Genomic DNA, 22092 nt, shown 5'->3' with positions numbered 1-22092 from the left:
CTTCGGCCGAAAGGGCCTCGGGCAGGGCCCGTCCGTCACGGGTTCGCTTGTGCGGACGAGTGAGAAGCCCCCTCCGGGGGAGGGGTCACACCTTCAGAGTAGGTCGATTGCCGCGAACGTAAACGCTCTGGCGTGTGAGAACTCGATCCGGGTTCCCACACGCCAGGGGCCGCGCGTATCAGGGCGTGCGTGGGACCGCAGACACCGTGGGGCGGAAATAGTCGGCGGTAGCGGACGGGGCGACACCGGAGCCGGGCGCGCTGTCCACGCCGGTCGTGGCGGGTGGTGGGATCTGGTCCTGACGGTTGGCCGAGGCACCCCGGTAGACGGCACTGAAGGCCAGCGCGACCATGCCGATGCCCATCAGCAGCGCGAGCAGCCAGGCCACCGGGCGGTGCCACCGGGCGGCACCCCGGTACGGGCGCAAGGAGCCGCCGTGGCGCCCGTACGGGCCGTTGTCGTAGTCGTCGAGCCCGTCGTTGTCCAGCGGGTCGCCGTAGGGGCTCCCACGGCCGTATGCGCCGCCCGGGCCGTATCCGTCGTCGTACAGGTCGTCGTCGGCGGGGCCGCCGCCGGCGCGGGCCCGGGCGGCCTCGGCCTCGGCACGCGCCTGGGCGGCCGCCAACAGCCGCTCGACCGCGGTGGCTTCATGGAACTCGGCAGCCCGGACGAAGTCCTCGTCGAACACCACGGAGGCGAAGTCCTCGTCCGCGCCCCCGCGGTCGTCGTCGGGCTCCCAGCCGTCCGGAAACGGCCTGCCCCCCACGTCGTCCGGCACAGCTTCAGCGTAGCCCCGGCGAGTCGTTTTGGGCAGGGAGACTGCAAACTCGCCGGGCACCGAAGATCACCGTACGTGACCGTCCCCGGTCACGATGTACTTCGTCGTGGTCAGTTCCGGCAGGCCCATCGGGCCCCTGGCGTGCAGCTTCTGGGTGGAGATTCCGATCTCCGCACCGAACCCGAACTGCCCCCCGTCGGTGAACCGGGTGGACGCGTTCACGGCGACCGTCGTGGAATCCACCAGTTGAGTGAACCGGCGGGCGGCAGCCTGCGACGTGGTGACGATCGCCTCGGTGTGGCCGGAGGACCAGAGCCGGATGTGGGCGACGGCGGCGTCCAGCGATTCGACGACGGCGGCCGCGATGTCGTACGAGAGGTACTCGGTCTCCCAGTCCGCCGGCGTCGCCGGCACGACGGTGGCCTTGGACCCCTCGGCGAACTCCAGCACCCGCTCGTCGCCGTGCACCGTCACCCCTGCCTCGGCCAGCGCGTCCAGCGCCCGGGGCAGGAACTCCGCGGCGATGTCCTTGTGGACCAGCAGCGTCTCGGCGGCGTTGCAGACACTCGGCCGCTGGGCCTTGGAGTTGATGAGGATGTCGACGGCCATGCCGAGGTCGGTCTGCGCGTCCACGTACACATGGCAGTTGCCGGTACCGGTCTCGATGACCGGAACGGTGGATTCCTCGACGACCGTGCGGATCAGGGAGGCACCACCGCGCGGGATCAGTACGTCGACGAGACCGCGGGCCCGCATCAGCTCCCGTACCGAGTCGCGGTTCTCGCCCGGCACCAGCTGCACCGCGTCGGCCGGCAGACCGGAGCCGCCGACCGCGTCGCGCAGCACCCGGACGAGTGCGGTGTTGGAGGCGTACGCGGAGGACGAGCCGCGCAGCAGAACGGCATTGCCGGACTTCAGGCAGAGCGCCGCGGCGTCCACCGTCACATTGGGCCGGGCCTCGTAGATGATCCCGACCACGCCGAGCGGCACCCGCACCTGGCGCAGGTCGATGCCGTTGGGCAGGGTCGAGCCGCGCACCACTTCGCCGACCGGGTCGGGCAGCGCCGCCACGTCCCGCACATCGGCGGCGATGGCCCGGATCCGCTCGGGAGTGAGGGTGAGCCGGTCGACGATCGATTCGCTGGTCCCGGCCTCGCGGGCGCGGGCCACGTCCTCGGCGTTGGCCGCGACGATCTCGGCCGTCCGCACTTCCAGCGCGTCCGCGATCGCCAGCAGCGCGTCGTCCTTCGCCGCGCGCGGCAGTGGCGCGATGTCGGCGGCGGCGGAGCGGGCCCGGTAGGCGGCCTGGGCGACCGGGGACATGTTGTCGTACGGCGAAAGCGTGGTCATGCCCGCAGAGTAGTGCGCACACTGCGGGCATTCCGCAGGTATCCCGTGATGCGAGACGGCCGTCCCGAGCGGAGCCGACCGGTCAGTACGGGTGCACGCCGACCGGGGCCGCCGGGGGCGGTCCGTATCCCTCGGCGATGCGCTGGTGGTACGTCTCCCGGTCGATGACCTCCAGGCCGACGATCTCCCAGGGCGGCAGCTTGGCGCTGGAGCGGTGCTCGCCCCACAGCCGCAGTGCGACCGCCGCCGCGTCGTGCAGGTCCCGTGCCTCTTCCCAGTAGCGGATCTCCGCATGGTCGTTGGCGTACCGGCTGGTCAGCAGGAAGGGATGGTCATTGGCGAGCTGTTCGAGACCGCGTCTGACCTCCTTCAGCGGTGTCTCGGTACCCGAGACGCTGAGCGTGATGTGCCACAGCTTCGACCGGGTGTGTTCCTCCTTCGCCGCCACCGGCTCGGGGTCGGTGGTGGTCCCGTCGGCGGTCCGGTCGACGGACCGGACCTCGTCGAAGCCGACACCTGCTCCGACGCTGGTCAAGGCGCGGCCACCCGTTCCTCGGGGCGGCGCCCCCGGGCGAGCTCGTCTCACCGGCGGCCTCCTGTGAATGCGTTGCTGTGCTGTACCCCCGCTGTGTCCCCGTTACAAAGTTGACCAGCCCGGGGCCTGGCGTGGGGCGGTTTTCATGAAGGTCCCTGCCCGAAGTCCGGACTTTCAGCCGTTTCAGGGGGCCGGTCAGGGGTGCAGGATGACGAGATCGTCCCTGTGTACGACCTCGCGCTCGTACGCCGGGCCGAGTTCGCGCGCCAGGTCCCGGGTGGACCGGCCGAGCAGTTGTGGAATCTCCTTGGCGTCGAAGTTGACGAGCCCGCGGGCCACGGGGCGGCCTTGGAGGTCGCGCAGTTCCACCGGGTCCCCCGCGGTGAATTCGCCCTCGACGGCGGCGATCCCGGCCGGCAGCAGCGAGCTGTGGCGTTCGACGACGGCCTGCACCGCCCCGTCGTCGAGCGTCAGCGACCCCTGCGGGGTGGAGGCGTGGGCCAGCCAGAGCAGCCGGTCCGCCGAACGGCGTCCGGTGCGGCGGAAGTACGTACCGGTGTCGCGGCCCGCGAGGGCGTCGGCGGCTCGGCTCGCGGAGGTCAGGACGACGGGCACTCCGGCGGCCGTGGCGATTCGGGCGGCTTCGACCTTGGTGACCATGCCACCCGTGCCGACGCCCGCCTTTCCCGCGCTGCCGATGGTGACATCGGCCAGATCGGCCGGGCCGGTCACTTCGGCGATGCGTGAGGTGCCAGGGGTGCTGGGATCGCCGTCGTAGAGACCGTCCACATCGGAGAGGAGGACCAGCAGATCGGCGCGGACGAGATGGGCGACGAGCGCGGCGAGCCGGTCGTTGTCGCCGAACCGGATCTCGTCGGTGGCGACGGTGTCGTTCTCGTTGACGATCGGGAGCGCACCCATCGCCAGGAGCTGGTCCAGGGTGCGGTAGGCGTTGCGGTAGTGAGCGCGGCGGCTGGTGTCGTTGCTGGTGAGCAGCACCTGGCCGACGCGTACGCCGTAGCGCGCGAAGGAGGCGGTGTAGCGGGCGACGAGCAGCCCCTGGCCGACGCTGGCGGCGGCCTGCTGCCTGGCCAGGTCCCGAGGCCGGCGGTGCAGGCCGAGCGGGGCGAGTCCGGCGGCGATGGCTCCGGAGGAGACGAGGACGATCTCCTTCTCCCCGCCGCTCCTGACCTTGGCGAGGACATCGACGAGCGCGTCGACCCGGTCGGCGTCGAGGCCGCCGGCCGCGGTGGTCAGGGACGAGGAACCGACCTTGATCACGATCCTGCGCGCTTCGGTCACGCCCTGCCTTGCCCCTGCCACGTGCACGTTCCTGCCCTCGTCGTCTTCGTCATCATCGGCTGCGTCTGCCTGGCCGTCAGAGTACGCGAGCGGGTGGACCATCAGACCGAACATGCGTTCCCGATAATCGGACTCCCACTTTCCGCCTTCCGGCCACGGATTCATGACCGCACAGCCTGCGGGTGATGCGACAACGAAAGTCGGATCAAATGATTCACATATTCCGTACCGACATGACCGGTCCCAATCATTGCGTATCGATCCAATCGGCCATCGGGACATCTCATTCACCGGAGCCCTGAACGGCGACAATTCCCGTTAAATTGGCTTTCGCCATTCCGGTCTGTCTCAAACGCCAGAACAAGGATGTGATCGCATGCGGCAGCTCTCCTTCCCAGGGGCCTGGGTGCATGAACCCAAACTCTTCCCGGACAGTCGCGGCAGCTTCCACGAGTGGTTCAAGAGGTCCGACCTCGATGACGCCACCGGACACGGTCTGCAGCTGGCGCAGGCCAACTTCTCGATCTCCAGCCGGGGCACCCTGCGCGGCATCCACTTCGCCGATGTGCCGCCGAGCCAGGCCAAGTACGTCACCTGCGTACGGGGCGTGGTGCTCGACGTCATCGTGGACATCCGGGTCGGCTCCCCCACGTACAGGCAGTGGGAAGCGGTACGCCTCGATGACGTGGTCCATCACGCCGTCTACGTCGCCGAGGGACTCGGTCACTCCTTCATGGCGCTGACCGACGACGCAGCGGTCGTCTACCTGTGTTCCGAGGGCTTCGCGCCCGGTCGTGAACGCGGCATCAATCCGCTCGACCCCGAACTGGGCATCGAATGGCCCGAGGGCGTCACGCCGCTCCTCTCCGACAAGGATGCCGCCGCACCCTCACTGGCCGAGGCCGAGGAGCAGGGGCTGCTGCCGTCGTACGAGGCCTGTCAGGCGTACTACGCCGAGCTGCGAGCCCGAGGCTGAACCGGCCGGGACCGCGGGAAGTACGGGCGGCCCCGTCGGAATTCAGCGGGGTTCGGAGGGCGAGGTCATCGCTGCGAGCTGCGCCGTTCCGCTGCGAGCAGGGCGGGGAACGCCTCCGCCAGCGCCGCCCGCCAGTCGCGGATCGGTTCCATACCGGCCGCCGCCCAGCGGTCGTGCCCGAGCACACTGAACGCGGGCCGGGGTGCCGGCCGGACGAAGGCGTCGCCGGTGGCGGGGCGGACACGCGCCGGGTCGGCCCCGAGCAGCCGGAAGATCTCCCGGGTGAAGCCGAACCACGTCGTCTGCCCGCCGCTGGTGCCGTGGTAGATGCCCGCGGGGACGGCGCCGGCCAGGGCGGCCTGTCCGAGCCGGACGAGCCGGTCGGCCAGATCGGCGGTCCAAGTGGGCTGCCCACGCTGGTCGTCGACCACATCGAGAGCGTCCTTGACGCCCTCCAGTTTGATCATCGTACGGACGAAGTTGGGGCCGTACGCGCCGTACAACCAGGCGGTACGGACGATGTAACCGGTGTCCGGGAGGGTGTCCAGCACTGCGCGTTCCCCGGCCAGTTTGGTCCGGCCGTAGGCACTGCGCGGGCCGGCGGCGGCGTCCTCCGGGTACGGCTTCCGGGCGTCCCCGGCGAAGACGTAGTCGGTGGAGACCTGGAGAAGCACGACGTTGTGCTCACGGCAGGCCTCGGCGAGGACCTCGGGGCCCGTGCCGTTGACCCGCAGCGCCGCGTCCTCCTGGGACTCGGCGTCGTCGACGGCGGTCCAGGCGGCGCAGTTCACCACGACGGCGGGGCGGTGGAACTCCAGGGCGGCATGCACCAAGGCGGGGTCGGCGATGTCGAGGGCCACGCGGTTCGCGGCGACCGCGGTGACGGACTCGCCGGCGAGCCGGGCCAGGACGTCCCGGCCGAGCATTCCGGCGGCTCCGGTGACCAGCCAGACGGGGCTCACAGCGCGGCCGTGTCCTTCAGCGGTTCCCACCAGGCGCGGTTGTCGCGATACCACTGCACGGTCTCGGCGAGACCGGTACGGAAGTCCTTGCGGGGCTCGTAGCCGAGCTCGTTGCGGATCTTCGTGCAGGCGACGGAGTAGCGGCGGTCGTGGCCCTTGCGGTCCTCGACATGGATGACGCCGGTCTCCCAGTCGGCACCGCAGGCGTCCAGCAGCAGGCCGGTGAGCTCCTTGTTGGACAGCTCGGTGCCGCCGCCGATGTTGTAGACCTCACCGGCGCGGCCCTGCGTGCGGACCAGTTCGATGCCCCGCACATGGTCGTCGATGTGCAGCCAGTCCCGGACGTTGGCGCCGTCGCCGTACAGCGGTACCGGCTTGCCGTCCAGCAGGTTCGTGACGAACAGCGGGATGACCTTCTCGGGGAAGTGGTGGTGCCCGTAGTTGTTGGAGCAGCGGGTCACGCGCACGTCGAGGCCGTGGGTGCGGTGGTACGAGAGGGCGATCAGGTCGCTGGACGCCTTGGCCGCGGAGTACGGCGAGTTGGGTGCCAGCGGGTCGGTCTCGGGCCAGGAGCCCTCGTCGATCGAGCCGTAGACCTCGTCGGTGGAGATGTGCACGAAGGTCTCGATGTCCGCCAGATGCGCGGCATGGACCAGGGTGTGCGTGCCCACCACATTCGTACGGACGAACTCGGCGCCGCCGTCGATGGACCGGTCCACATGGGACTCGGCGGCGAGGTGCACCACCTGGTCGTGCTCGGCCATCAGTTTGGCGACCAGTTCCGCGTCGCAGATGTCGCCCTGCTCGAAGGCGAAGCCGGGGTGGCCGCGGACCTCGTCGAGGTTGGCCGGGTTGCCCGCGTAGGTGAGCTTGTCGAGCACGGTGACGGAGACATCTCCGGGCCCCTGCGGGCCGAGCACCGTACGGACGTAGTGAGAGCCGATGAAGCCGGCCCCGCCGGTCACCAGGATGCGAGTGGTCATGAGGAGATCTGCACCTTGCTGTGGTCGCCGAGCACGAGTCGGTGGGCGGACGGGGAGCGGGGCGCGGGGGTCACTTCGACGTCATGGCCGATGAGTGACGCCTCGACGCGGCGGACACCGTCGATCGAGGCACCCCGCAGGACGATCGAGTACTCGATCTCGCTGTCCTCGATCCGGCAGTCCTCCGAGACCGAGGTGAACGGACCGACATACGCGCCGCTGATCACCGAGCGGGCGCCGATGATCGCGGGACCGACGATCCGGCTGCCGCTGACCTTGGCGCCCGCCTCGATCCGGACCCGGCCGATGATCTCGCTCTCGTCGTCGACGTCGGCGCCCTCGACGGACGGCTCGACGGTCTCCAGTACCGTCCGGTTGACCTCCAGCATGTCGGTGACATTGCCGGTGTCCTTCCAGTACCCGCGGATCGTGGTGGAGCGGACGTCGCGCTTCTGGTCGATCAGCCACTGGATGGCGTGCGTGATCTCCAGTTCGCCCCGCCAGGAGGGTGCGATGGAGCGCACCGCCTCATGGATGACGGGGGTGAAGAGGTAGACACCGACCAGCGCCAGATCGCTCTTCGGCTCCTTCGGTTTCTCCTCCAGCGCCGCCACCCGGCCGTCGCCGTCGAGTTCGGCGACACCGAAGGCGCTCGGGTCGGGCACCTGGGTCAGCAGGATCTGCGCATCGGGCCGGTCGGCGCGGAACCCCTCGACCAGGCCGGCGATCCCGCCGACGATGAAGTTGTCACCGAGGTACATGACGAAGTCGTCGTCCCCCAGGAAGCGCCGGGCGATCAGCACCGCGTGCGCGAGCCCGAGCGGCTCGTCCTGCGGGATGTACGTGACCTCGATGCCGAACCGGGAACCGTCGCCGACGGCCGCGCGAATCTCTGCGGCAGTGTCGCCCACAATGATGCCGACCTCGGTGATGCCCGCTTCCGCGATGGCTTCCAGGCCGTAGAACAGCACCGGCTTGTTCGCCACCGGGACCAGCTGTTTGGCAGAGGTGTGCGTAATGGGACGGAGCCGGGTGCCGGCCCCACCGGAAAGTACGAGAGCTTTCATTTTCCCTGCCCGATGGTGAGATTCCGGTCATGTCGCGACCGCGACCTTCGGGACGATTTTACTGAGATTCGCTGTCCGATCCGCCGCGAATGGGCCCACGGAATCGAGATGCGCCCGATTGACACTCGGAAACATTTTGCTGTTTCGTACATTTCTTCCACCGCGACAGAGGATTGCGGGAATTACCTTCCGTACCGACCTCGTTTCCCCCGTCCGAGGCCACCTGGGGCATGCCCGGACGCCGGTCCGGTCTCCATCCGGGCGGACCGGACCGCGACTGTCCGCACACAGCCGGCTGACGGGATGTGCACAGCCGCATGGTCATCATTTAGAATGGTTGTACGAAGCTGCATATCGTTACACAGCCTTCACCTGAGCCACACAAGCGGATGACGTGGCCTCTCTACGGTGGGGGCGGATCACACCCGCTTCCGGGGCCCCGGCCCTGGCTTTACCAGTCGGCTCGATCACCGTGCCATCCGGCCGCAATCGCGCCCTGCGCGAGCTCGAGCTGCTTGGAGTCCCCCGAGTGCAACCTCTTCTCCTCACCGTGCGGCCTGCCGCGAAGCCCTTCCTGATCTTCGTGCTGGCCGCGTCGTTCGTCGCCCAGGCCACCGCCGCACTTCTTCCGAACGTCCCCCTGCTCATCGCGGCAACGGCGACCGGTCTCGCGACGGAAGCCGCCCTGCACCGCTGGCAGCCAGGCCTGAACTCGCAGTTCGCCAAGGTCAGAGCCGATGTCACGGTACGACAGGTCATACGCGACCTCCTGCTCGTCGTGGGCGTGCTCGAACTGCATGGCCAGCCGCGGGAGACGGCCTACCTCCCCCTCGTCTGCGGTCTGCTCTTCTTCTACGCGCTCCACTTCGCCGGCCACGCCACGGCGATCCTTGTGCGCACCAGCCGCACCATGCCCCTGCTCACGCGGAACATCGACGCCTCCGCCCTGCGGATCACCCCGGCACCCCCCGCGCTGCTGATGGGCGGCCCCGGACCGCGGCTGCTGCTGTTCGGTCTGCCCGCGACCGCGGGCCTGCTGACGACGGCGGCGAGCGACGAGCCGGAGTTCGCCGCGGCCGGCATCGGGCTTTCGGTCCTGCTCGCCTGCGCCGGACTGGCCGTGCTGCTGTGGCGGCTCGCCCGTCGCCGCCCCGCCTCGCAGGAAGAGGTGCTCGCCTGGTTCGACTCCTGGCTCGCCGAGTACCAGCCGACCGTCGGCATGTACTTCTCGGGCGGCTCCTCGTCCGCCTACCAGGCCAATATGTGGCTCGACACGCTGGCCCGGACGGACGGCCGCCCGCTCATCGTGCTGCGCGAGCGCTTCATGATGCAGAAGATCGGCCCGACGGACATCCCCATCGTGTGCATCCCCAGGGTCGCCCAGCTGATGCGCCTCGAGCACTCGACGCTCAAGATGCTGATCCACCCCGCGAACTCGGGCAAGACCTCGCAGATCCTGCGCATCCCGACGATCAAGCACGCCTTCGTCAACCACGGTGAGAGCGACAAGCTCTCCAGCTGCAATCCCTACGCGAAGGCGTACGACGAGGTCTGGGTCGCGGGACCGGCCGCCCGGGAGCGCTACGCCCAGGCCGAGGTCGGTATCGACGACCGTGACGTGGTGGAGATCGGCCGCCCGCAGCTGGCGCCGATCGCCCCGTACGCGGGCCCGCCCACCGGCCCGCACACCACCGTGCTCTACGCCCCGACCTGGGAGGGCTGGGACGGCAACCCCGGCAACACCTCGGTGATCCTGGCCGGCGAGAACATCGTCCGTGCGCTGCTCGCCGATCCCGGGGTACGGCTCCTCTACAAGCCGCATCCGATGACGGGTTCGGTCGATCCGCGCGCGGGAGCCGCGAACGAGCGCATGCAGGAGCTGATCCGCGAGGCCAACCGCCGGCGCACCGGCCCCCGGCCCGGCCCTGCGGCCGCGGCCGCGCTCGCCCTGCGGACCACGGAGCTGGAAGGGATCACCGCCTCCTCCTTCCGGAATGGTGCGGACGACGCGGAGCGGATGCTGGCCCAGAGCGCACCGCCTGCGGGCCGCGCCGAAGCGGTCGCCGCGGCCACGGCCGCCTGGGAAGACGCCTACTGGGAATCCCTGCCCGACTGGGAGCACCAGATCATCACGGCCCCGCAGCCCGCGCTGTACGCCTGCTTCAACCAGGCGGATCTACTGATCAGCGATGTGTCGAGCGTGGTCACCGACTACCTGGCGAGCGAGAAGCCGTACGCCGTCGCGAACACCAGCAAGCTGCCGGAGGACGCCTTCCGCGAAACGTTCCCGACGGTCCGCGCGGCGACGATCCTCACCCCGGACGCCGAGGGTGTGGCGGCGCTGCTGCACTCCGTACGCGATCCGGAGCACGACACGCTGGTCCGCAGCCGTGCTGAGCTGAAGGTTCATCTGCTCGGCCCCTCGGATCCGCCGTCGCTGGAGCGCTTCAACGAGGCAACACGCAGTCTCTGCGCGGCGGCGGACGGTCACCGTGCACGCATGTCGCAGCGGCTGCTGTCCACGATTCCGGGGCCGCGCGCGGCCGTGACCGAGGAAATGACGACGTCGGCGGAGGCTTCGAAGTCCCTGGTGGATTCGAAGCCCCTGCTGAACGCGACGCCCGAGGTATAGCGCCCGGCGCACCGGCACAACGGCGAAGGGGCCCGCAGGTATGCGGGCCCCTTCGCCGTTGCTCTTCGTCACGGGTGGTGGCGGAGCCAGCCCTGCCACGCGGAGTCGATCATCTCGTCCACTCCGTACGTGGCCGACCAGCCCAGCTCCGTCCGGATCCGGTCGGCCCCGGCGACCACGCGCGCCGGGTCACCGGGACGGCGCGCCGTCACCTCAGGGGCGAGGTCGCCGCGGCCGGTCACCTTGAGGATCCGGTCGACCATCTCCTTCACGGAGCTGCCCTCCCCCCGGCCGATATTGAGCGTGAGGTCGGTACCGCTCTCGGCCTCGTCGAGCCTGCGCGCGGCGGCAAGATGCGCGGAGGCTATGTCCTCCACATGGATGTAGTCACGGATGCATGTTCCGTCAGGCGTCTCGTAGTCGTCGCCGAAGATCCTCGGTCCCTCACCGGCCGCCAGCCGCTCGAAGACCATCGGGATGAGATTGAACACCCCGGCGTCGGCGAGCTCGGGTGAGGCGGCACCCGCGACATTGAAGTAACGGAGCGACGCGCAGCGCAGTCCGTGGGCCCGAGCGGCTGCATGGATCAGCCACTCGCCGACGAGCTTCGTCTCGCCGTACGGGCTCATCGGCAGACACGGAGTGTCCTCCGTGACCAGATCCACATCCGGCATGCCGTAGACGGCGGCCGACGAGGAGAACACCAGCCGGTCGACGCCTGCCGTGACCATGCTCTCCAGGAGAGTCTCCAGCCCGGTCACGTTCTCCCGGTAGTAGTGGAGCGGCCGCTCGACGGACTCGCCCACCTGCTTCTTCGCTGCGACGTGCACCACGCCTGTCACACCGTGATCACGGATCGCCACGTCGAGCCGCTGCCGGTCGAGCACGCTGCCGATCACCAGGGGCACCCCCGCGGGAACCTTTTCGGCGCTCCCCGTCGACAGGTCGTCGTAGACGACCACCGACTGACCGCCCGCAAGCATCGCACGCACGACATGTGCGCCAATATATCCCGCCCCACCTGTAACCATCCAGGCCATTTGCGCGTCTCCCTGTACGAGATCTCACCGTCGGCTTCACTCTACGTGTGGGAAAAGTGGAGTCGAGCAAATGGGACCAATCAGCACTATCGTTCAATATGCCCCCTTGCGGAGGGATGCCAGGTCGGACATCTCCGGGTGAAGTCCGGGCCAACGCAGGGCGACAGTGAGCCAATGACGATCAATTACCCTGTCCGGGTACTTCGGCGCCGCCCCGTCGGTCGACGGGTACGAATCGGTGCTTACACGGACCCTCGACAGCTCTCGGGACTGGTGAAGGATGCCTCGACTGACACTCATCGTGCCTGCCTACAACGTGCAGGGGTACATCCGGGAGTGCATCGACTCCGTGCTGCAGCAGGACTTCACCGACTTCGAGATCGTCGCCGTCGACGACTGCTCGCCGGACGGTTCCGGCGAGATCATGGACGAGTTCGCCCGTCGCGACACCCGTGTGCGCGTCCTGCACCTCGGTGAGAATGTGGGCCTGGGCCGCGCCCGCAACGCCGGCATCGAACAGGCCTCGGGTGACTATCTGCTGTTCCTGGACAGCGACGACACCCTTGCGCCCGGCTCCCTGAGCGCCATCGCCCGGCGGCTCGACACGACGGACGATCCCGACATCCTGATCTTCGACTACACGCGCACCTACTGGGACGGCCGACGCCTGCCGAACCAGCGCGCCGACCTGCTCGCCGAGACCGGCCCCGCGGTCTTCTCGTTGGCGGACCGGCCCGAGCTGCTGGATCTGCTGCAGATCGTATGGAACAAGGCATACCGTCGCGACTTCGTCACCCGGCACGGCTTCCATTTCCCGCCCGGTTATTACGAGGACGCCCCCTGGACGTACTCCACCCTGATAGCCGCGGACCGCCTTGCGGTGCTCGACCGCACGTGCGTCTTATACCGGCAGCGACGCGAGGGCGGCAACATCCTCCGTACCGTCAGCCGCAAGCACTTCGACGTCTTCGACCAGTACGACCGCGTTTTCGCCTATCTGGACGAACACCCCGAACTCGACCACTGGCGCACATCAGTCTTCCGGAAGATGGCCGACCACTATCTGACCATCATGGAAAAGCCGGGCCGGCTGCCGCGCAACGCACGGTCCGAGTTCTTCCACCGGGCGTCCGCGGACTACAAGCGAAGACTGCCGGACGGCTTCGTACGTCCCCCGGGCGGCCGCGGCCGCAAGTACGCGCTGCTCGGCATGGGCTCCTATCCGGCGCTGGCGGCCGCCACCCGGGCCCGTCGGCTGCGCAACCGGTCCCGCCTTCGCAGCCGCGAGCGCGTCATCCGTGCCAAGCGCGCCGCCATGGGGATGTTCTACCAGTCCCAGCTGAGGATGGGACTGGACGACAACCTGGCGGTGTTCTCCGCCTACTGGAGCCGCGGCTACTCCTGCAACCCCGCGGCCATCGACGCCGAACTGGCCCGTCTGGCCCCGCACATCCGCCGGGTGTGGGCGGTCAGGGCCGACCAGGTCGGCCGGGTACCCAAGGGCGTCGAGGTGGCCGTCGTGGGCTCCCGTTCGTACTGGTCGGCAGTGGCCCGCGCCAAGTACCTGGTCAACAACGTGAACTTCGCCAACGCGGTGGTCAAACGCGAGGGCCAGATCCATCTGCAGACCCATCACGGCACCCCGTTGAAGACCATGGGGCTCGACCAGATGAACTTCCCGGCCTCCACCAGCATGGACTTCGAGGACCTGCTCGAGCGCTGCGACCGCTGGGACTACAGTCTCTCCTCCAACCGGTTCTCGACCACTGTGTGGGAGCGGGTGTACCCGTGCCGGTACACCTCCCTGGAGACCGGCTACCCGCGCAACGACGTCCTGATCAAGTCAACTGCAGCGGATGTGGCAAGGGTTCGCCGGGAGCTCGGCCTGAAGGACGGCTCCAGCGTCTTCCTCTACATGCCCACCCACCGCGAGTACCAGAAGGACTTCGTCCCGCGGCTCGACCTTCCACGGCTGGCCGATGAACTGGGCGAGGACGTCACTCTCCTGGTGCGCGGCCACTACTTCTACAAGCCGAACGGGCGGATGGCCGAGCTCCAGACCAGCGGCCGCATCATCGATGTGTCGGCACACCAGTGCGTCGAGGACCTCTACCTCGCCTCGGACGCCCTGATCACCGACTACTCGTCAGCAATGTTCGACTATGCGAATCTTGATCGGCCGATCGTGATCTTCGCCGACGACTGGGCCACCTACAAGGCGGTCCGCGGTACGTACTTCGACCTGATGACCGAGCCTCCCGGCGCCGTTGCGACCAGCCAGGCGCAGCTCACCGAGATCCTCGGATCCGGCGAGTGGCAGAGCGAGAAGTCCGCCACCTTCCGCAGCGAGTTCCGCGAACGATACTGCGGCTACGACGACGGTCACGCGGCAGAGCGTGTCGTCCGCAAGGTCTTCCTGGGCGAGGAGAGCCTCCTTCCCGTCACGCCACTTGCCGACCGCAAAACGGTGCCGACCCCAGCCCAGGCGCTCGAACCGGTCGAGCGGGTCTGACCCGAAAGGAAACCGCAACAACCATGGCCCCTCGCCTCAGCGTCATCGTGCCGATCTACAACGTGGAGCGGTATCTGCCTGCCTGTCTGGACTCGCTGGCCGCGCAGACTCTCAAGGACCTGGAAGTCATCATGGTGGATGACGGGTCCCCCGACGGTTCGGGAACCATCGCGGCCGGGTACGAGGCTCGAGACTCGCGGTTCAAGCTGGTCAGCAAAGAGAACGCCGGCCTCGGCGCAGCACGGAACACGGGGCTTGAGCACATCGCGCCCGAGAGCGAGTTCATCGCCTTCGTCGACAGTGACGACATGATTCCGCCGGATGCCTACCGCCTCATGCTGGCCAGCCTGGACGACAGCGGTTCGGACTTTGTTACGGGCAACGTGCTGCACATCAACAGCACCAAGCTGTGGCAGTCCCCGATGCACCGCATCCTCGCCGGCGGCGCCGTCCAACGGACCCATGTGTCTGTGAACCAGAAGCTGCTCACCGACCGGATCGCCTGCAACAAGGTCTTCCGGCGCTCCTTCTGGGAGAAGCACGAGCTCGCCTTCCCTGAAGGAGTGCTCTACGAGGACGTTCCGGTCATCGTGCCCGCCCAGTTCCTGGCCGAAGCCGTCGACATCATCAGTGCTCCTACGTACTACTGGCGGCTGCGCGAAGGGGAGTCCGCCCCGTCCATCACCCAGCGCAGGACCGAGCCGAAGGCCGTACGCGACCGATCCGCCGCGGTGGAATCCGTGAGCCGGTTCTTCGGCAAGCAGCCTGGTGATGAGGCCGCGAAGCTGAAGCGCGAGTACGACCGCACCGCCCTCAGCGGCGACCTGCGGATCTTCCTGAACGTGGTGCCGGACGCGGACGAGGAGTTCCGCGCCGAGTTCCTGCGTGTCATCAATCAGTACCTGGACCAGGTGGATCCGAAGGTGGTCATGGAGCTGACCGCCATCCAACGGATCAAATGGCTGCTGGTACGCAAGCACGCCATGAACGAACTGGTCGAGCTGATCAATTCCGAGCGGCGCGGTGACGCGATTGAAATCGCGGGGAGGCTTCGGAAGTACGCAAGCTTCTCTGCCCTGGACAACAGCTCTCAGTTGATACCCAAGCGGGCACGAAGGATCGACCTTGATCTCACGCCACGTGCTCCGCTCCAGAAGATCACCTGGGAGAATGGGGAACTGCGGCTGTTCGGGCACGCGTGGATCGACCGGATTGACCAGTCGACGAAGCGCAGCGCGGTCAAGGTTCTGGTGCTCAAGAAGGACGGCTCACGGCGGCGCACGGTGCTGCCCCTGCGCAACGTCTACAGCCCGGAGTGCACCGCGCTGTCCTCCCAGAAGCAGTACAACTACGACTGGGCCGGCTGGGAGTTGCTGTTCGATCCCGCCAAGCTCCGCAAGGGCGGCCAGTGGGTGGAGGGCACCTGGCACGTCGGCCTGGGCATCGCCTCCGCGGGGCTCATCCGCAAGCGCGCCGTGCATGCGAGTGGTGCGAGTGCGGCCAATCACTCGCCGTACCAGTGGCTGGACGAGAACTTCCGGCTGCTCCCCACTACCTCCACCGGTGCCCTGAAGCTGCGTGTCGAGCGGGTACGCGCCCTGATCACCGATCACCGTGCCGTGGGCGAGAGCGTGGAGATCGATGGTGAGATCCGCGTCCCGCTGACCGCGGGCGAGTCGGTGAACCTGAAAGTCTCCAACCGCAAGAGCGGGGAGGTCATCTCCTACCCCGTCGTCCTGAAGTCCGCGCCGGGTGGCCGCACTTCCTTCCGGGTCCTGGTGCCGCTCAAGGACATCGCGCTGCTGCCCGAACACCAGGACATCATCGACGAAGGCACCGCCGCCGAGGGTGCAAATCCCGCCCTGGCCTCACGCCGCAACTGGGGCACCGAGCTGGTTGCCACCGGCCCCGACGGAACGGAGCGCCGGTTGAGCACCGTGGTCCGTGACGGACTTGCCGACCGGCAGATCCGGCTCCCCGCGACCATCGCCCAGGATGCCGAGCGGAACGAGCTTGCGCTGATCTCGGGACACAGCGGCTATCTGAAGTTCTCCGGCCGTCCGCTCCAGGCCAAGATCACCGATGTGCAGTGGGCCGACGGCGAATACACCGTCCACGGTTCCACGCCGGCCGATCTGAGCGATCCGGTCTTCCTCATCAAGGCCCGTGACTTCTTCGACGAGAAGACCGTGCCGCTGCAGATCTTCCCGGACGGTACGTTCGTCGCCAAGTTCACGCCCTCCGCCATGGGAACCAACGGTCCCCGGCCGCTGAAGAGCGGTCGGTGGAACTTCTTCCTGCGGTCCCGGGACGGCGGCCCCGAAGTTCCCTTCGTCATCGACCGGCTCGCAGTGCCGAGCTTCCCGGTTTCCGGAGAGCACGCAGGTCGTGAGTACCACTTCGAATCCCGCTGGCACGACTTCCCCCAGCTGCACTGTCCCTCGGATCTGTCCATCCTCGAACGCGGCCGCTACCGGCAGGACAAGCTGTACCGCGAGGTGTACGAGGCCGGCCGCAAGGAGCCGCTGCGCGACGCCGTGCTGTACATCAGCTACAACGGCAAGCAGTACTCCGACAGCCCTCGGGCCATCCACGAGGAGCTGCTCCGGCGCAATGCGGATGTTCAACACCTGTGGCTGGTGAGGGACGGGCAAGTGGACCTCCCGCCCACGGTCGAGAAGGTGCGCTTCTGGGGGACCGAGTGGTACGAGGCGCTGGCTCGCTGCCGGTACATCGTGACCAATGCCCATCTCCCGCACTGGATCGAGCGCCGACCCGGGCAGGTCATCGTCCAGACCTGGCACGGCACCATGTTGAAGAAGATCGGCCTGGACATCACCGCGCCGAAGTTCAATCCCCGGTACCACATCCAGCTTCAGCAGGAGGCCCGCAGCTGGAACATGCTGGTGTCCTCGAACCGGTTCAGCACCCCGATCCTCAAGCGGGCCATGGGGTACGACGGTGAGATCGTCGAGGCCGGCTATCCGCGCAACGACTACCTCTACGCGTCCGACCGCGGTGCCAGGGCCAAGGAGATCAAGGAACGGATCGGGCTCCCCGACGGCAAGAAGATAGTGCTGTACGCCCCCACCTGGCGCGACGATCTGGCGCACCGGCAGGGTCAGTTCAAGTTCGAGCTACGACTGGACACCGAGGACGCGCAGCAGCGGCTCGGTGACGATCACATCCTGTTGATCCGTCGCCATTCCAACGTGGTGGACAGCATCCCCGGAGCAGGGAACGGGTTCGTCTTCGACGTGTCCGAGTACCCCGACATCGCCGATCTCTACCTCATCGCCGATGTCCTGATCACGGACTACTCGTCCGTGATGTTCGACTACGCGCATCTCAGGCGGCCGATGCTCTTCTTCACCTACGATCTGGAGCACTACCGCGACAAGCTGCGCGGCTTCTACTTCGACTTCGAGAAGGACGCGCCCGGCCCGCTGATCAGCACCTCCGAGGAGCTGATCGGCGCGATCCGGGACATCGACAAGGTGGCGGCCGAACACGAGGCCCGCTACGAGCGGTTCCACAATCTCTTCTGCGACCTGGACGACGGCCATGCCTCGGACCGGGTGGTGGACCGAATGCTGCAGAAGGCGAAGGAACTCGCCGACGAGCGCTGGTAGCGACAGACGACAGGGAGGGGCCCCGACCGATTCGGCGAATTCGAGGGGCCGTTGCATCACGTGGTCGGTTGATCAGGCCGCGAGCAGTTCGGACAGGCGCTCGGCTGGGGTTCCCCAGCCGAGCGTTTTGCGTGGGCGGCTGTTGAGTTCGGCGGCGACGGCGTCGAGGTGCTCGCGGCTGTGGGTGGCGAGGTTGGTGTCCTTGGGCAGACACTGGCGGAGCAGGCCGTTGGTGTTTTCGTTCTTGCCGCGCTGCCAGGCACGGGTCAGCTTCTTCCGCGCCTGCGGCCCCCGGTCCTTGCGTATCTCGAAGTCCATTGCATCCCCTGAGCTGGGATGTTGCAACGATCACTAGAACTCAGGACGTCTCGGGGGCCCCTCCCTGCCTTGCCTGCTAGCAGCATCCCGAGCGCTATACACACACCGTCTTCAGGGCAAACTGTGCGGCGCTGGTGAAGTACGGCCGAATCTCAACCGTCGTTTCGGGACGCGGCGGCTGGGTGCCACCGTTACGGACCCTCGCGATGCACCGGCCGGCCCTGGCCCGGAGCGTCTTCCTGGGGGCGCGGGTCACCGTGACCCTGGGCCGAGGGAAGGTGAACACGTTGATCGGCTGCAGCACGTCGGTGGCCAGCTTTGACAGCGGCACCCTCTCGGCGCCCTCCGCCGGCCGCAGCCACACGTCCCAGATCTGCTCGGTCCCCGCGTGCTCCTCCACCAGCGCACCGCATTCAACAGTGCTTGTGATCCGGGTGCCTTCGCCGGCCAGGGCCGGGAACGTCAGCACGCGCGACTTGTCCTTGCGCAGGACAGCTTCGATCTGCGCTCCCCTGCCGAGCTCACCGCCCCAGTATTCCGCCTGCAGCTCAACCGTCTGAGCAGTCACCGCGAGGTCGCCGACCTCCACATGGGACGCACGCGCGACACTGCGGATCCGGAGCCGGCCGTCGGAGCTGCGGTGCGGCAGCAGCAGTTCCATGGCCCGCGCCCCAGCCCGGGGCAGCGGGACATGCAGCAGCTCCCGTACGTCACAACCGTAGCCGTCCACGCTCAGCGGCACCTCGTGGCCGTCCGCGGTGCGCAGGGACAACTCCCAGATTGCCTCCGGCAGGCCGCCCCTCCAGGGAACAACTGCCGTGCCCTCGGCGGAAACCGGGAACCGCTCCTCGACATCCCCGCCGCCGGTGCGGCGGCACACGACTGTGACGTCCCGCGCCTCTGCGGGCAGTGCGCCGACATCGATCCTGACAGAGCCTTCGGCGTCCATCCGGGCGGTGACACCGGTCGGCAGCGCCTTTCGGGCGAAGGCATCGCGCAGGATCGCCTCGAAGCGCTCGCGGCTGGCCTCCTCGTGGAAGCGGACGGCGCCACGGACGGCTGCCTCCGACATCCGTTTGCGGCGCTCGTCGTTCCCGACCAGTTCGAGGACGGCCTCGGCCATGGCGTCGGTGTTGCCGCACGGGACGATGAGACCGTCCTCGCCGTGGGTGATGATGTTGCGCGGTCCGTGGTCGGCGTCGGTGCTGACCACGGGCAGACCGGCGGCCATCGCCTCGACGATCACATTGCCGAACGCCTCCCGTTTGGACGGGAGCACGAAGATCGAACCCTTGCTGAATTCGGGGGCGACCGGGGCGGCCGGTCCCATCAGCGCCACGGTGTTGTGCAGGCCGAGGTTCTCGATCTGCCTGCGCAGATTGGCCTTCTCCGGTCCTTCGCCGTAGATGCGCAGCCGCCAGTCGGGATGCTTGCGTACGACGGTGGCGAAGGCTTCGACGAGTGCCGCGAAGTTCTTGTTCTCCTTGAGGAGACCCGCCGCGATGATGACCTTGCTGGTGCTCTTGGACTGCATCGGGGCGGCGGGCACGCAGTTCGGCATGACGGCCAGCCGGTTACGGACGCCGGGCACCTGCTTGCCGATGCTCTCGGCCTCCTCGGGCGTGAGAGCGGCGAGCGCGTCCAGCAAGTGGTACGCCTTGAACAGTCGGCCCTGGTAGTACTTCTCGTAGATCGAGGGCATCGAGTGCTCCTGCGTGACCCGCAGGTAGTCACCCTCGGCGTACGAGAGCATGATCGTGATCCGTGGGCTGGAGCTCACCACGACGTCGGAGTCGGTGGTCGCGAGGAATTCCAGCAGCCGCAGTTCGGCCAGTCTGCTGACCACCGGCTTCTCCTCTGCCGGGTCGACCGGGTAGACCTTCGGGAAGACCTCGACCAACGGGTGCTCAAGGTCGGAGGCGGGGGAATGCCCCCGCAGGTCGGTGAGGACGCGCACCGAGACCCGCGGGTCGAGCGGGAAGTACGACGTGTCCCGCACCTTGCGCAGGGCGACGATCTCCACCTCGTGGCGGGAGGCAAGCGCGCCCGCAAGGTTCTGCGTCGCACTGATCACCCCGCCCATATGGCACAGGTCGCGTACCAGGAATGAAATCTTCAACAGCGTCTTTCGTCCGGGCCGCAGCTCGCAGCAATCCCCGGGCAGCCTCGCGCGAGTGTCATCACGCTCCCCCTACCCCCTCGGTCGGCGCGAGGGCAGGCCTCTGCCCTCGCGCCTCGCATCGAGGTAGACACACAGAAGCACCAAAAGGCGTACACCGGGCGAAAGTTTATCCATGCCTTGGACAAAACGCGCCATTTACCGTGATCCCGTATGGAATCAAGCCAGAGCCAGGCCGGAAAGCTCCCGCAACGGCCGAGGGGCCTGTCCCCGGACCAGGGATTTCCCTGGTCCGGGGACAGGCCCCTCGGCGTCCCGCGCTACGCGAACGGGTCGAACTCCTGGTATTCCTTGCTGGCTTCGTCCTGCTCCGACTCACGGTCGCGACGGCGCTGAGCAGCCGGACGCGGCGCTTCGAGACGGTGGTCCTCGCCACGGCGTCCGAGCATCTCCGCACCCGCCGCCACGGTCGGCTCCCAGTCGAAGACGACCGCGTTGTCCTCGGCGCCGATGGCCACACCGTCGCCCGCCCGGGCGCCCGCCTTCATCAGCTCGTCCTCGACACCGAGACGGTTGAGACGGTCCGCCAGATAGCCGACGGCCTCGTCGTTGTTGAAGTCGGTCTGCCGCACCCAGCGCTCCGGCTTCTCGCCGCGCACCCGGTAGATGCCGTCCTCCTCCAGCGTGACGGTGAAGCCCGCGTCGTCCACGGCCTTCGGGCGGATGACGATGCGGGTCGCCTCCTCCACGGGCTTGGCGGCACGCGCCTCGGCGATCACACCGGCGAGCGCGTAGGAGAGCTCCTTGAGGCCGGTACGGGCGACGGCGGACACTTCGAAGACGCGGTAACCGCGCTCCTCCAGTTCCGGTCGGATCAAGTCGGCGAGATCCTGGCCGTCCGGGATGTCGATCTTGTTGAGGACGACGATGCGGGGCCGGTCGTCCAGACCGCCGTACTGCTTCAGCTCCTCCTCGATCATGTCGAGATCGGAGACCGGGTCGCGGTCGGACTCAAGCGTCGCCGTGTCCAGTACGTGTACGAGGACCGAGCAGCGCTCGACGTGGCGCAGGAACTCCAGGCCGAGGCCCCTGCCCTGGCTGGCGCCCGGGATCAGGCCCGGGACGTCGGCGATGGTGTAGACGGTGCTGCCCGCGGTGACCACGCCCAGGTTCGGGACGAGCGTGGTGAACGGGTAGTCGGCGATCTTCGGCTTGGCCGCGGACAGGACCGAGATCAGCGACGACTTGCCGGCACTCGGGTAGCCCACCAGAGCCACGTCGGCGACGGTCTTGAGCTCCAGGACGATGTCCCGGGACTCTCCCGGCTCGCCGAGCAGCGCGAAGCCGGGGGCCTTGCGGCGGGCGGAGGCGAGTGCCGCGTTGCCGAGGCCACCGCGGCCGCCCTGGCCGGCCACGAACGTGGTGCCCTGACCGACCAGGTCGGCCAGCACGTTGCCGTTCCTGTCGAGCACGACCGTGCCGTCGGGGACCGGCAGGACAAGGTCCTGGCCCTCCTTGCCGGTGCGGTTGTCGCCCGCGCCGGGCTGGCCGTTGGTGGCCTTGCGGTGCGGACTGTGGTGATAGTCGAGGAGTGTGGTGATGTCCTGGTCGACGACCAGGGTCACATCGCCGCCACGGCCGCCGTTGCCGCCGTCCGGGCCGCCGAGCGGCTTGAACTTCTCACGGTGAACGGAGGCACAGCCGTGGCCTCCGTTACCCGCGGCGACATGCAGCTCGACGCGGTCCACGAAGGTGGTCATGGGGGGAACCTCCAGTTACATACCTGCAGAAATGTTTCAAGCTCATGCTGTCTCTCTTAGGAGAAACACGCGAAAGGCGGACCCGCTTCCCATACGGGAAGTGAGGTCCGCCTCCGCAGAAACCGC

The 22092-nt window shown here is 68.0% G+C and carries 14 protein-coding genes and 1 pseudogene; 4 read left to right on the top strand and 11 right to left on the bottom strand.

The window, feature by feature from the left end:
- Window positions 1-178 precede the first annotated feature (178 nt).
- From ACIA8E_RS06580 to proB, 4 genes are all read right to left on the bottom strand, one after another.
- Window positions 179-778 carry a hypothetical protein gene (locus ACIA8E_RS06580; RefSeq protein WP_399295223.1) on the bottom strand — a complete coding sequence of 200 codons (600 nt, stop codon included), beginning with the start codon at window positions 776-778 and terminating at the stop codon, window positions 179-181.
- A gap of 66 nt (window positions 779-844) precedes the next feature.
- Complete coding sequence (locus tag ACIA8E_RS06575) at window positions 845-2128, bottom strand: glutamate-5-semialdehyde dehydrogenase (RefSeq protein WP_399295221.1); 1284 nt, start codon at window positions 2126-2128, stop codon at window positions 845-847.
- A gap of 82 nt (window positions 2129-2210) precedes the next feature.
- On the bottom strand, window positions 2211-2714 hold the full coding sequence (locus tag ACIA8E_RS06570; protein WP_030921180.1) for a hypothetical protein: 504 nt from the start codon (window positions 2712-2714) through the stop codon (window positions 2211-2213).
- 144 nt (window positions 2715-2858) lie between these two features.
- Window positions 2859-3965 carry a glutamate 5-kinase gene (gene proB, locus ACIA8E_RS06565; RefSeq protein WP_030921183.1) on the bottom strand — a complete coding sequence of 369 codons (1107 nt, stop codon included), beginning with the start codon at window positions 3963-3965 and terminating at the stop codon, window positions 2859-2861.
- A gap of 376 nt (window positions 3966-4341) precedes the next feature.
- Between proB and ACIA8E_RS06560 the strand changes: the two genes are divergently transcribed.
- Window positions 4342-4941: a dTDP-4-dehydrorhamnose 3,5-epimerase family protein gene (locus ACIA8E_RS06560; protein WP_399295219.1), complete on the top strand. Its 600-nt coding sequence runs from the start codon at window positions 4342-4344 to the stop codon at window positions 4939-4941.
- Between the two features lie 65 nt (window positions 4942-5006).
- Here the strand turns inward: ACIA8E_RS06560 and rfbD are convergent, their stop codons facing one another.
- From rfbD to ACIA8E_RS06545, 3 genes are read right to left on the bottom strand one after another with little or no spacing between them, the layout of a single operon-like run.
- Window positions 5007-5903, bottom strand: coding sequence for a dTDP-4-dehydrorhamnose reductase (rfbD, locus tag ACIA8E_RS06555; RefSeq protein WP_399295217.1), 897 nt, complete (start codon window positions 5901-5903; stop codon window positions 5007-5009).
- The gene (gene rfbB / locus ACIA8E_RS06550) at window positions 5900-6886 is read right to left on the bottom strand and encodes a dTDP-glucose 4,6-dehydratase (protein ID WP_399295215.1); all 987 of its coding nucleotides are present in this window, start codon (window positions 6884-6886) and stop codon (window positions 5900-5902) included. The genes rfbD and rfbB overlap by 4 nt, the downstream gene beginning before the upstream one ends.
- Window positions 6883-7953: a glucose-1-phosphate thymidylyltransferase gene (locus ACIA8E_RS06545; protein ID WP_399295213.1), complete on the bottom strand. Its 1071-nt coding sequence runs from the start codon at window positions 7951-7953 to the stop codon at window positions 6883-6885. Before ACIA8E_RS06545 ends, rfbB begins: the two co-directional genes overlap by 4 nt.
- Before the next feature lie 529 nt (window positions 7954-8482).
- On the opposite strand from ACIA8E_RS06545, the gene ACIA8E_RS06540 reads away from it, so the two are divergent.
- Window positions 8483-10585, top strand: coding sequence for a hypothetical protein (locus ACIA8E_RS06540; RefSeq protein ID WP_399295211.1), 2103 nt, complete (start codon window positions 8483-8485; stop codon window positions 10583-10585).
- Window positions 10586-10653: 68 nt separating this feature from the next.
- Here the strand turns inward: ACIA8E_RS06540 and galE are convergent, their stop codons facing one another.
- Window positions 10654-11625 carry a UDP-glucose 4-epimerase GalE gene (gene galE / locus ACIA8E_RS06535; protein ID WP_399295209.1) on the bottom strand — a complete coding sequence of 324 codons (972 nt, stop codon included), beginning with the start codon at window positions 11623-11625 and terminating at the stop codon, window positions 10654-10656.
- Between the two features lie 280 nt (window positions 11626-11905).
- Here galE and ACIA8E_RS06530 point away from each other — a divergent pair, with 280 nt between their 5' ends.
- A complete protein-coding gene (locus ACIA8E_RS06530) occupies window positions 11906-14137 on the top strand; it encodes a CDP-glycerol glycerophosphotransferase family protein (RefSeq protein ID WP_399295207.1) in 2232 nt (743 codons plus the stop codon).
- Window positions 14138-14160: 23 nt separating this feature from the next.
- Window positions 14161-17769 carry a CDP-glycerol glycerophosphotransferase family protein gene (locus tag ACIA8E_RS06525; protein WP_399295205.1) on the top strand — a complete coding sequence of 1203 codons (3609 nt, stop codon included), beginning with the start codon at window positions 14161-14163 and terminating at the stop codon, window positions 17767-17769.
- A gap of 72 nt (window positions 17770-17841) precedes the next feature.
- Here the strand turns inward: ACIA8E_RS06525 and ACIA8E_RS06520 are convergent.
- From ACIA8E_RS06520 to obgE, 3 genes and pseudogenes are all read right to left on the bottom strand, one after another.
- A pseudogene (locus ACIA8E_RS06520) lies at window positions 17842-18027 on the bottom strand (transposase); the annotation flags it as partial.
- A 154-nt stretch (window positions 18028-18181) separates the two neighbouring features.
- Window positions 18182-20206 (bottom strand): glycosyltransferase family 4 protein, encoded by a 2025-nt coding sequence (locus tag ACIA8E_RS06515; protein ID WP_399295203.1) that lies wholly within the window; start codon window positions 20204-20206, stop codon window positions 18182-18184.
- A 320-nt stretch (window positions 20207-20526) separates the two neighbouring features.
- Window positions 20527-21966, bottom strand: a complete 1440-nt coding sequence (gene obgE, locus ACIA8E_RS06510) for a GTPase ObgE (RefSeq protein WP_399295201.1) — start codon at window positions 21964-21966, stop codon at window positions 20527-20529.
- Window positions 21967-22092: the final 126 nt, after the last annotated feature.

This window comes from Streptomyces sp. NPDC051664, from assembly GCF_044453545.1.
Taxonomy (GTDB): Bacteria; Actinomycetota; Actinomycetes; order Streptomycetales; family Streptomycetaceae; genus Streptomyces.
This window is presented reverse-complemented; position numbering and strand designations above follow the sequence as displayed.